We start from the raw sequence: 9,345 nt of genomic DNA on the forward strand, positions 1-9,345 counted from the left end.
GTAAAAGAACCTAAGACGATGCTGTCTTAGGTTCTTAATTATTATATAGCATCTACACCTTCGATATTATATAGAGTCACGGCGTTATTAAAGCATATATCCTTAATAATTTCAGAAAAAATTTCATCATCATCAATGATTTCTCCTCTTTCCACACGTTTACCAATCATTTCACATAATATTCTTCTAAAATATTCATGTCTTGTATACGATAATAAGCTTCTTGAATCAGTTAACATACCAACGAAAGTAGATATCAATCCAACATTTGCGTATTCTACTAAATGTTGTTCCATTCCTTCTTTAGTATCATTGAACCACCATGCAGCACCTAGTTGCACTTTGACTTTATCTGAAGTAAAGTTTCCAGCTGTAGCTTGCACCATTAAGTGATCATTTGCATTATTAGGATAAATAATTGTATCTGATAAAGCATCATTTTGATTTAAATGATCTAAAAATCTATTTAAATCAGACGAACTGAGCATATCACCTACACTATCAAATCCAGCATCTGGACCAACTTCTTCAAACAATAATGTATTATTATTTCTTACTGGTCCAAGATGAAACTGTACAACCCAATTATATTTTTTATACGTTTTACTTACTTCAGTTAAAATATACCCAGATAATCTACTTAAATCTTCCTCATCTAAGTCTTCACCTTGTTTAATCTGTTCAAAATACTGATCAGCTTGTTCTTTTGTTACATCCACTTTAAGTACTTTCGCAAAGCTTTGATCAGAACTTCTTGCGCCATTTTGATGAAAGTATTCAATACGTTCATTGAGCGCATTAATATATTCTTCCAAATGATTTATTCTTGTTCCTGTAGCATTTTCTAATTGATTAATTGATGCTTCTACATTATCTCTCGTTAAGGCGATATAACGATCAGGTCTAAATGTTGGTAACACTTTAACATCAAATGACTTATCTTCACGAAGTAATTGATGATATTTCAAATCATCACACGGATCATCAGTTGTACAAATGATTTGGACGTTGCTTCTTTCTATTAATTTTCTTGGAAGAAATTCTGGTTGTTGTAAACTTTCATTCAACTGATTATATAATTGTTCTTTATCAATTTTATTTAAATTTCCATTGATATTGAAATACCTTGCTAACTCTAAATGACACCAGTGATACATCGGATTCATAATACTTTTTGGCAATAAACTTATAAAAGCATCGAATTTTTCTTTGTCGGATTTATCTCCTGTAATATACGACTCATCAATTCCATATGCGCGCATTAAGCGCCATTTATAATGGTCATGTTTAAGCCAAACTTCAGTAATCGTAGTAAAAGGTTTATTCTCATAGATTTCTTTCGGATCTAAATGACAATGAAAATCAAAAATCGGGATATCTTTAGCAACTTTATATAATGCTTGTCCTTTTTTAGATTGAACAATAAAATTTTCTTGAATCATACTCATAAATACTCACCTTTCCTATAGCCCAAGTAATTTTGGTAAAAATAACGATAATTGTGGTACGAATGTAATTAATAACAACAGAATAATTAAAATAATAAAATATGGTATTAATGTCTTAATGACACTTTCAATTCGTACATTTGCAACACTACTACCAACAAATAACGCACTACCTACTGGAGGAGTTATATTACCAATACATAAGTTAAATGCGATCACAATACCGAAATGAATCGGGTCTAAACCGATACTATCTGCAATTGGTAAGAAAATTGGTGTGAATATAAGTACTGCTGGCGTTATGTCCATAAATGTACCAACAATTAGTAAAATTAAATTCATTAACAATAATAATAAAATAGGATTTTCAGTTAATGATAATATACCGCCAGAAATTGCTTCTGGTAATCCTGTGAAACTCATAACGAGTGAGAATAATGCAGATGCAGTAATTAAGAATAAAATCATACCTGTAATTTCAACCGTTTCTATAATAATCGCAGGTATATCTTTTATTTTTAAATTTCTATAGATAAGAGACAGTATAAATGCATATAGAACTGCGACAGCTGCACCCTCTGTAGCTGTGAATATTCCAGCTACAATACCACCGATTACAATAATAATTAATAGTAAACTTGGAATGGCATCTAAAGTTAAAAATAATTTATCTTTCCAACTCACTTTTTCAGAAACTGAATAGCCATGTTTTTTTGCTAAAAAGTAAGCAACAACCATACAACCTAGACCCCATAAAATCCCTGGAATGTAACCTGCAATGAATAATGCAGCAATTGATGTTCCACCACTTACAAGTGAATAAACAATCAATAATGAACTTGGTGGAATTAATAATCCTGAAGGTGCTGAAGCAATATTAGCAGCTGCAGAATATGATTTTTTATAACCTTGTGTTGTTTCCATGGGGGTCATGATTCTCCCCATTGCTGCAGCAGCTGCAACACTTGATCCTGAAATAGAACCAAACAACATATTACCTACAATGTTCGTATGTGCTAAAGAACCAGGTAATCTACCTACTAACACTTTCGCAAAGTTAATTAATCTAAATGCAATACCACCGTTATTCATCAATATTCCGGCAAGTACAAATAGCGGAATGGCAAGCATTGTAAAGTTATCAATACCTGTTATCATTCTTTGAGCTGCCGTAAGTATTGTGACATCAAATGGGAAAATAAGTATTAACGTTAATAATGAACTTAAAATTATTGAAATTGCGATTGGAATACCAAAAGCTAAAAATACGGCTAAAGATACAAATAATACGATTCCAGCAATTGTCGTCATTACACTTCACCGCCTTCATCATTTTCTGGTAACTCATTTGTTATAATGCCTCGAATTGAATAGAAAGCAATGAAAAGTCCTGATATAGGTAACGCACCATACATTAACGCCATTGATACACCAGTAGATGGTGCTATTTGAGTCCAAGTAAGTGCAACAATTTTAATACCGCCATAAATCATCAAAATTAAAGCAACTAATAAAATAATGATATTCGTCAGCCTTTCTATAAATAACTGCGCTTTAACTGGAAACTTTTCTCTAATAAATAAAATGGCAATATGCTTTTTCTTACCAAATACATATGCTGCACTTAATAATGCAAACCAGATTAACAAGAAACGAATGATTTCTTCACTTGTCGTACTTGGCGTGTTTAATATATATCTAGTTATCACTTGCCAAACTGATAAAATAACCATTACAGTTACCAATACACCTGAAACAGAAAGCAAAGTTCTATCGATATAATGTGTTAATTTATTCATTTTGTTCTGCCTCCTTAATCAATTTGTATTGTTTTTCAGTTCCTTTATTATTTTTAAATTCTTCTTGTAAAGGTTTTACAGCTTTTTTGAAAGATGATTTATCTACATCATGAAACTTAACATTCATATCTTCTTTAGCTGTCTTAATCCCTTCTTTAATAGCTTTATCCCAGATAACTTCGTGCTTTTCAGTTGAAGATCTTGCTGCACTTTTTATCCATCCTTTTTCTTCTTTAGATAAATCATTATATGCATCCTTATTCATGATTAAAATATCAGGAACAATAGCGTGTTCTGTATTATAATAATTTTTTGCGACTTCACCATGTTTATTGTCAGTCAATGCTGTTTCATTATTCTCAGCTGCATCAATAACACCAGATTGTAGTGCTGTATAAACTTCACCAAACGCCATTGGTGTTGGTGTACCACCTAATGATTTAATAAGTTCAACACTTGTTTTACTAGGTTGAACACGTGTTTTTAAACCATGTAAATCTTTATTCGTTTTTATCTCTCTATCTTTTGTATAAATATTTCTTAATCCTGCGTCATAGTAAGTAATACCTACAAACCCGTTGTCTTTTGTCGTATTAAAGAATGAATTTTGTACTTCAGGTTTTTTCATAATGGATCGGAAACTATCTTGAGATTTAAATAGATAAGGCATACTGAATAAAGAATACGATTCAGAGAAACTTTCAAGTGCACTTGCTGAAACTTTTGTAAATTGAATGGCATTTGTTTGCGTCATTTCAATCGCTTCTCGCTCACTTCCAAGTTGTCCGTTCGCATATATTTTGATTTTTAATTTTCCATGAGATTTCCTTTCTACTTCTTTTTTAAATTCTTCTAAAGATTTATGTACTGGATGTGTTGTTGATTGGTTATGTGCTAATGTTAAAGTCTTAACATCTTTATCTTGTGCGTCACTTTGTTGGCATCCGTACAAAATTATGAATACGCTTACAATTAACAGTAAAATTTTTTTCATCTCTCATCCCCCATTAATTCTAAAAAAGTAATCAATTTGATTACATCTTTAATTCTTATTGATAAGTATAAATGAAATGAATCAAAATAACAACGTTGTTATTTATAGAAATTGTATGCTTATGGTATAATATAGAAAATAATATTTAAAGGAGACTCACATGGCTGTAACATTAAAAGACATTGCAAATGCCTGTGGTGTTAGTTATTCAACAGTAAGTAAAGCATTAAAAAATTCTCCTTTAGTTACTGCTGAAACAACAGAGCGCATACAACAAAAGGCAAAAGAAATGAATTATATACCTAATAATTCCGCTCGCTCTTTAGTCTCAAATAAGAGCCAAACAATTGGACTCATTTGGCCATCAGTAGACAGAGTTGCAGTTTCAACTCTTGTTTCAGAAATTAATAACTTTTTAAAGAATACTGGATATTTTATGTCTGTATCAATCGATGATGTGGAAACTGCTGCACATAAATTTTTAGAATTACGTTTTGATGGCATCATCGTATTTGATGAAGGTGAAGCTTCTACCTTACCAAGTATCATAAGTTCTAATATTCCAGTAGTTGCCTATGGTACAGACCGAAAGCTCGAATACCCTATTGTAAATGTCAATCATAAACATGCAATGATTCTTTCATTAGATGATTTAATGCAAAATAATATAACAAATATTTGTTATATTGGAGATCTTAACACCGATGATATTCGACAAATTATAAAGAAAGAAACCTTTGAACATTATTGTAAAGAACACCATCTTAATTATAATATGATTGATTCAAAAGGATTATCTGCTGAAGATACATTTTTTGCATTAAAATCATATTTAACCAATCATACTTTACCAGAAGGTATCATTTGTGGAAGTTATGATATTACTTTAGGACTCATACACACTTTAAAAGATTCACTTGATCAACATATTGTATACTCATACGACAATGTACCTCAATTTGACCATATGGATACAGTGATTCATTCAGTTGGTGTCCCTACTAAAAAAATTGCTGAAACATTAGTTAATATCCTTATCAATGCAATTGAATATAAGGAAAATCAACCAGATGTCTATCATCTTGAGCCTGAATTAGTAAAGCGGAAATAAAGACAAAAAAATGACTACAATTTTGTAGTCATTTTTTTACTATTGTTCCTTGATGGAATCTCATCTTCCACTCAGATTGTTTTCTAATCCATAATGTACTTCGCTTAGTTGTAATATGATCAGTTTTATTGATTAATTCATAAGTCGTTAGTACAATACCTTTTTGGATTTTTTCAACTATAAAATCCGAAATCTCATAATCAAATGTATGTAAAGTGCCCTCTTCAATATCACGTTTATGTATCATTCTACCAGACTTACCTATTTCTTTAAATTCATCATCAAGTAAATTTATGATAAACGACTTATCATTTCTATTACTAGCATCCAAATGTGCACATTCTAATTCATAAAATTGCTGTTTAATAAATTACACCTACTTTATCTTTGTAAATATAGTTCAATTTATATGCTAAAATAATAACATAGTAATAAGTATAATCGAGGGGGTATGCAAATGACAAATTTAAAAGAAGTAGCTAAACGAGCTGGCGTTTCACCAAGTACTGTATCACGAGTAATTAATAACCACCCTTATGTTAATGAAGAAAAAAGACAAAAAGTACTTGATACTATAGAAGAATTAAATTATATACCAAATATCAATGCAATTCATTTAAAAAAAGGTAAAACAAATTTGATAGGTGTCGTTTTACCATTCTCTAATCATCCCTATTTTTCACAGTTAATTCAAGGTATTTCTGAAGAAGCGATTAAATCAAACAAAAAAATTGTTTTGTTCCAAACTGCCTATGATACTGATCAAGAAATTGACGCTTTGGAAATGTTAAAATTAAAACAAATAGACGCACTCATTATATGTTCAAGGAATATTTCATTAAATATAGTTGAACAGTATATAGAGTTTGGTCCAATTTCTATATTCGAAAATATTTCAAACTCTAAATTTAGAACTACATATATTGATCACTATAATGCCTTCAAACAAGCATTAAATCATCTATACAATAATGGACATAGACATATTGCATGTGCCATAAATAGAAGAAATAGCACTAGTTCAATTTTAAGAATACAAGCATATAAAGACTTTTGCAGTGAGAATTCTATAACTTACAATGATCAAGATATATATGAGAATTTTGTATTATTAGAAGATGGTCAAAGACTCGCACAAGAAATTGAAAATAAAGAAAATCCAACAACAGCAATTGTTGTATCAGGAGATAACACAGCAGCAGGATTATTTATAAGTTTAGATGAAGAAAAGAAGAAAAACATATCTATCATTGGGTTTGAAAATCATAAAATATCTAAGTTGCTAAACCTTACTACAATAGAGATTCCCCTCTTTCAAATTGGTAAAAGTTTGTTTAATCAACTATATGAAGATAAACTGAATAACTATTTATTTGAAACAAAACTTATTAAAAGAAACTCAGTATTTAAATTAAACCATTGACATGAAATGCATTTCATAGATTATCCTTTAATCAATCACAAATATTAGGGGGTAATTAAAATGAACAAACAAAAAGTTGGTATTGATGGTTGTAATATTACTTCAGAAATTTATGTAGAAATACTTCAACACACTAGCAATATTGATATTGTCGCTTGTACTGATGAGAGCCTATCGAAAGCAATTAGTATGAAAAACAAATATGATATCCCTCAAGTAATGACAAGAAGTAAGATGTATAAAGATAAGAAGATTGATTATATTATTAAACTTTAAAAGAAACTCTAAAAAAATAACATCTCATTCTACTGATTCACAGTAAAAATGAGATGTTATTTTTTATAATCTACGATTTTGTACGTCCATGCTTGCTTAGGCTATGGTTCGAGCCTGTAGTCTCTCACTCATACTTTTTCCTCAGGCGTCAGCACTTAACAAAATCGTTAATATAGTCTGATCTTATAGCCCTAACTGTGACCAAAAATTTGAACTTATATGTTTCTAAATAGTTTATTAACAAACAAAAAAGCCGTAAAATCAACGTTTACGACTTAAATAGTTCTAAATGGTTTATTAATATATACCGGTGGTCGGGTTCGAACCGACACGTCCTCAACGGACACGGGATTTTGAGTCCCGCGTGTCTGCCAATTCCACCACACCGGCTTAATAAAAATCCTACAAAAAAATCTTCCCAATGGAAGAAATAAATGGAGCGGAAGATAGGACTTACACCTATATCTCATTCCGGGAAGGAATGTATTCTAAGAGTTGAAATACTCCCGCATTTTAATAAATAGCAGTATTAATAATAATGGAGCGGAAGATAGGACTTGCACCTATATCTCATTCCGGGAAGGAATGTATTCTAAAAGTTGAAATACTCCCGCAAAGTTATTAATGGAGGCGGCAACCGGATTTGAACCGGTGAATAGAGGTTTTGCAGACCTCGGCCTTACCACTTGGCTATGCCGCCAGACTACTGGGCTAGCTGGATTCGAACCAGCGAGTGACGGAGTCAAAGTCCGTTGCCTTACCGCTTGGCTATAGCCCATTAATATAAAATAAGGGCGGCTGATGGGAATCGAACCCACGAGTGTCGGAACCACAATCCGATGCGTTAACCACTTCGCCACAGCCGCCATGGCAGGGGCAGTAGGAATCGAACCCACACCAAAGGTTTTGGAGACCTCTATTCTACCGTTGAACTATGCCCCTATTAAATTAAAATAATAATGGTGGAGGGGGGCAGATTCGAACTGCCGAACCCGAAGGAGCGGATTTACAGTCCGCCGCGTTTAGCCACTTCGCTACCCCTCCGTTAGATGGTGCCGGCCAGAGGACTTGAACCCCCAACCTACTGATTACAAGTCAGTTGCTCTACCAGTTGAGCTAGGCCGGCAAAAAGTTAAAAGATGGCTCAGGACGGAATCGAACCGCCGACACAAGGATTTTCAGTCCTTTGCTCTACCGACTGAGCTACTGAGCCATACATTAATTTTTAAAAAATGGCGGTCCCGACGGGAATCGAACCCGCGATCTCCTGCGTGACAGGCAGGCATGTTAACCGCTACACCACGGGACCATCATTAAAGCTATTGCGGGAGGCGGATTTGAACCACCGACCTTCGGGTTATGAGCCCGACGAGCTACCGAACTGCTCCATCCCGCGATAATAATATTAAGTTACAAATATAATGGCGGAGGAAGAGGGATTCGAACCCCCGCGAGCCGTTAAGCCCCTGTCGGTTTTCAAGACCGATCCCTTCAGCCGGACTTGGGTATTCCTCCAATATATAAGTATGGACCTTGCAGGACTCGAACCTGCGACCCAACGGTTATGAGCCGTTTGCTCTGACCAACTGAGCTAAAGGTCCAAAATTTAAAATATGTAATCATATTGAAAATTTTAATGGCGGCGGAGGGGATCGAACCCCCGACCTCACGGGTATGAACCGTACGCTCTAGCCAGCTGAGCTACGCCGCCATGATGATATTATTTTTTAAATGGTGGAGACTAGCGGGATCGAACCGCTGACCTCCTGCGTGCAAAGCAGGCGCTCTCCCATCTGAGCTAAGCCCCCATTTAATATGTATATTTTTAAAGAGTCGGGAAGACAGGATTCGAACCTGCGACCCCTTGGTCCCAAACCAAGTGCTCTACCAAGCTGAGCTACTTCCCGTAACCAAAATGGTCATTACGCGCCCGAGAGGAGTCGAACCCCTAGCCTCTTGATCCGTAGTCAAACGCTCTATCCAATTGAGCTACGGGCGCATATTAATATGGTGCCGAGGACCGGAATCGAACCGGTACGGTAATCACTTACCGCAGGATTTTAAGTCCTGTGCGTCTGCCAGTTCCGCCACCCCGGCAAATAATGGAGCAGAAGACGGGATTCGAACCCGCGACCCCAACCTTGGCAAGGTTGTATTCTACCGCTGAACTACTTCTGCAAAATTAAATGCTTAAATCATATTAATAATAATGCGGGTGAAGGGAGTCGAACCCCCACGCCTTGCGGCGCTAGATCCTAAGTCTAGTGCGTCTGCCAATTCCGCCACACCCGCTT

At 34.3% G+C, this 9,345-nt stretch carries 8 protein-coding genes and 20 tRNA genes; 3 read left to right on the forward strand and 25 right to left on the reverse strand.

The features are described 5' to 3' along the window. Positions 1 to 41: 41 nt before the first annotated feature. From uxaC to ACJTHF_RS05025, 4 genes are read right to left on the reverse strand one after another with little or no spacing between them, the layout of a single operon-like run. Positions 42 to 1,448, reverse strand: a complete 1,407-nt coding sequence (gene uxaC / locus ACJTHF_RS05010; RefSeq protein WP_232157086.1) for a glucuronate isomerase — start codon at positions 1,446 to 1,448, stop codon at positions 42 to 44. A gap of 15 nt (positions 1,449 to 1,463) precedes the next feature. Further along, complete coding sequence (locus ACJTHF_RS05015) at positions 1,464 to 2,759, reverse strand: TRAP transporter large permease (protein ID WP_119650168.1); 1,296 nt, start codon at positions 2,757 to 2,759, stop codon at positions 1,464 to 1,466. Continuing rightward, on the reverse strand, positions 2,759 to 3,247 hold the full coding sequence (locus tag ACJTHF_RS05020) for a TRAP transporter small permease (RefSeq protein ID WP_048539827.1): 489 nt from the start codon (positions 3,245 to 3,247) through the stop codon (positions 2,759 to 2,761). The genes ACJTHF_RS05015 and ACJTHF_RS05020 overlap by 1 nt, the downstream gene beginning before the upstream one ends. After that, a complete protein-coding gene (locus tag ACJTHF_RS05025) occupies positions 3,240 to 4,241 on the reverse strand; it encodes a TRAP transporter substrate-binding protein (protein WP_078355962.1) in 1,002 nt (333 codons plus the stop codon). Before ACJTHF_RS05025 ends, ACJTHF_RS05020 begins: the two co-directional genes overlap by 8 nt. Positions 4,242 to 4,401: 160 nt before the next feature. Here ACJTHF_RS05025 and ACJTHF_RS05030 point away from each other — a divergent pair, with 160 nt between their 5' ends. Continuing rightward, positions 4,402 to 5,352, forward strand: coding sequence for a LacI family DNA-binding transcriptional regulator (locus ACJTHF_RS05030; protein WP_048539825.1), 951 nt, complete (start codon positions 4,402 to 4,404; stop codon positions 5,350 to 5,352). A gap of 28 nt (positions 5,353 to 5,380) precedes the next feature. On the opposite strand, the gene ACJTHF_RS05035 is transcribed toward ACJTHF_RS05030, so the two are convergent. Then, positions 5,381 to 5,719: a DUF4440 domain-containing protein gene (locus tag ACJTHF_RS05035; protein ID WP_078355963.1), complete on the reverse strand. Its 339-nt coding sequence runs from the start codon at positions 5,717 to 5,719 to the stop codon at positions 5,381 to 5,383. Positions 5,720 to 5,809: 90 nt separating this feature from the next. On the opposite strand from ACJTHF_RS05035, the gene ACJTHF_RS05040 reads away from it, so the two are divergent. Together ACJTHF_RS05040 and ACJTHF_RS05045 are read left to right on the forward strand one after the other, a co-directional pair. After that, the gene (locus ACJTHF_RS05040; protein WP_171992077.1) at positions 5,810 to 6,775 is read left to right on the forward strand and encodes a LacI family DNA-binding transcriptional regulator; all 966 of its coding nucleotides are present in this window, start codon (positions 5,810 to 5,812) and stop codon (positions 6,773 to 6,775) included. A 60-nt stretch (positions 6,776 to 6,835) separates the two neighbouring features. Further along, complete coding sequence (locus tag ACJTHF_RS05045; protein ID WP_048539822.1) at positions 6,836 to 7,051, forward strand: hypothetical protein; 216 nt, start codon at positions 6,836 to 6,838, stop codon at positions 7,049 to 7,051. Between the two features lie 305 nt (positions 7,052 to 7,356). On the opposite strand, the gene ACJTHF_RS05050 is transcribed toward ACJTHF_RS05045, so the two are convergent. The 20 genes from ACJTHF_RS05050 to ACJTHF_RS05145 form a co-directional block, all read right to left on the reverse strand. Next, positions 7,357 to 7,441 (reverse strand) — tRNA-Leu (locus ACJTHF_RS05050). A gap of 149 nt (positions 7,442 to 7,590) precedes the next feature. Next, positions 7,591 to 7,665: transfer RNA gene (locus tag ACJTHF_RS05055), tRNA-Gly, on the reverse strand. 11 nt (positions 7,666 to 7,676) lie between these two features. Further along, positions 7,677 to 7,751 (reverse strand) — tRNA-Cys (locus ACJTHF_RS05060). Between the two features lie 6 nt (positions 7,752 to 7,757). Further along, positions 7,758 to 7,829: transfer RNA gene (locus tag ACJTHF_RS05065), tRNA-Gln, on the reverse strand. A 15-nt stretch (positions 7,830 to 7,844) separates the two neighbouring features. Then, a tRNA-His gene (locus ACJTHF_RS05070) sits at positions 7,845 to 7,917 on the reverse strand. 2 nt (positions 7,918 to 7,919) lie between these two features. Next, positions 7,920 to 7,993 (reverse strand) — tRNA-Trp (locus ACJTHF_RS05075). An 18-nt stretch (positions 7,994 to 8,011) separates the two neighbouring features. Continuing rightward, positions 8,012 to 8,095 (reverse strand) — tRNA-Tyr (locus ACJTHF_RS05080). A gap of 6 nt (positions 8,096 to 8,101) precedes the next feature. Continuing rightward, positions 8,102 to 8,177 (reverse strand) — tRNA-Thr (locus tag ACJTHF_RS05085). Positions 8,178 to 8,191: 14 nt separating this feature from the next. Then, positions 8,192 to 8,264: transfer RNA gene (locus ACJTHF_RS05090), tRNA-Phe, on the reverse strand. 20 nt (positions 8,265 to 8,284) lie between these two features. Next, positions 8,285 to 8,360, reverse strand: a tRNA-Asp gene (locus ACJTHF_RS05095). Positions 8,361 to 8,373: 13 nt separating this feature from the next. Then, positions 8,374 to 8,447: transfer RNA gene (locus ACJTHF_RS05100), tRNA-Met, on the reverse strand. A 26-nt stretch (positions 8,448 to 8,473) separates the two neighbouring features. Beyond that, a tRNA-Ser gene (locus ACJTHF_RS05105) sits at positions 8,474 to 8,566 on the reverse strand. Positions 8,567 to 8,578: 12 nt separating this feature from the next. Beyond that, positions 8,579 to 8,652 (reverse strand) — tRNA-Ile (locus ACJTHF_RS05110). 36 nt (positions 8,653 to 8,688) lie between these two features. Next, a tRNA-Met gene (locus ACJTHF_RS05115) sits at positions 8,689 to 8,762 on the reverse strand. A 21-nt stretch (positions 8,763 to 8,783) separates the two neighbouring features. Further along, a tRNA-Ala gene (locus ACJTHF_RS05120) sits at positions 8,784 to 8,859 on the reverse strand. 25 nt (positions 8,860 to 8,884) lie between these two features. After that, positions 8,885 to 8,958 (reverse strand) — tRNA-Pro (locus ACJTHF_RS05125). 18 nt (positions 8,959 to 8,976) lie between these two features. Next, positions 8,977 to 9,050: transfer RNA gene (locus tag ACJTHF_RS05130), tRNA-Arg, on the reverse strand. A gap of 9 nt (positions 9,051 to 9,059) precedes the next feature. Continuing rightward, positions 9,060 to 9,148 (reverse strand) — tRNA-Leu (locus ACJTHF_RS05135). A 6-nt stretch (positions 9,149 to 9,154) separates the two neighbouring features. Further along, positions 9,155 to 9,229, reverse strand: a tRNA-Gly gene (locus ACJTHF_RS05140). A 32-nt stretch (positions 9,230 to 9,261) separates the two neighbouring features. Then, positions 9,262 to 9,343 (reverse strand) — tRNA-Leu (locus ACJTHF_RS05145). Positions 9,344 to 9,345 lie beyond the last annotated feature (2 nt).

Source organism: Mammaliicoccus sp. RAM2, assembly GCF_045897195.1.
GTDB classification, from domain to species: domain Bacteria; phylum Bacillota; class Bacilli; order Staphylococcales; family Staphylococcaceae; genus Mammaliicoccus; species Mammaliicoccus sciuri.

Bases quoted from the DNA above. Each gene is read 5' to 3' on its own strand.
- uxaC (WP_232157086.1), bottom strand. From the start codon at position 1,448: ATGAGTATGATTCAAGAAAATTTTATTGTTCAATCTAAAAAAGGACAA.
- ACJTHF_RS05015 (WP_119650168.1), bottom strand. From the start codon at position 2,759: ATGACGACAATTGCTGGAATCGTATTATTTGTATCTTTAGCCGTATTT.
- ACJTHF_RS05020 (WP_048539827.1), bottom strand. From the start codon at position 3,247: ATGAATAAATTAACACATTATATCGATAGAACTTTGCTTTCTGTTTCA.
- ACJTHF_RS05025 (WP_078355962.1), bottom strand. From the start codon at position 4,241: ATGAAAAAAATTTTACTGTTAATTGTAAGCGTATTCATAATTTTGTAC.
- ACJTHF_RS05030 (WP_048539825.1), top strand. From the start codon at position 4,402: ATGGCTGTAACATTAAAAGACATTGCAAATGCCTGTGGTGTTAGTTAT.
- ACJTHF_RS05040 (WP_171992077.1), top strand. From the start codon at position 5,810: ATGACAAATTTAAAAGAAGTAGCTAAACGAGCTGGCGTTTCACCAAGT.
- ACJTHF_RS05045 (WP_048539822.1), top strand. From the start codon at position 6,836: ATGAACAAACAAAAAGTTGGTATTGATGGTTGTAATATTACTTCAGAA.